The 594-nt window shown below is 31.6% G+C and carries 1 protein-coding gene; it reads right to left on the bottom strand.

The window, feature by feature from the left end:
- Positions 1-594: ISAon1 family transposase (locus MPF19_RS19165; protein WP_249989867.1), on the bottom strand; the 594-nt coding region annotated here is incomplete at both ends.

Below are 594 nucleotides of genomic sequence, written 5' to 3'. Positions count from 1 at the left end.
GTATTGCATCATAATGTATTTGTATAGATTTAGCTATGGTGTTGAAGGATTTAAATTCTGATTTATGTACCTTATCATACCAATGTGCTAATTTTAATCTAGCTACATTTTTATCTGAATTTGTTTCAAAAATATATCTTAATCCCTGTGAGAGATTATATGCTTTCTCAATGGTTGGATATAACTGAAATAGTATTTCTGCTCTTTCAATTTGTCTTGGTGTCCACTTAGTTTTGGATTTAAATAATAAATACCTACTTCTAGCGAGCAACTGTCTATGAGTATCTCCGTTTCTAAGAAGTTCTGGTTGATAGTGTTTATCTGTTTTTTGAGCTTCTGATATTGCTTTATTTTCCTGATCTATGATTTCCCATCTTAAACTAATACGTTCTTCTTGCACCGCTTCTGAGGCTAGTTTTTGAACATGAAATCTATCAGTTACAATGTCTGTTTTCGGGAAACATATTTTAGCAATTAAATTCATATTTCCAGCCATATCTACAGTAACTTCTTTAACCATGTTTCGTCTTTCTCTTGAAATTTTATGAATCACATCAATGACATCCTGAGCTTTGGTACCCTTTACAATAGCGA

It is taken from the genome of Polaribacter sp. Z014 (genome assembly GCF_023555435.1).
In the GTDB taxonomy this organism is placed as follows: domain Bacteria; phylum Bacteroidota; class Bacteroidia; order Flavobacteriales; family Flavobacteriaceae; genus Polaribacter.
This window is presented reverse-complemented; position numbering and strand designations above follow the sequence as displayed.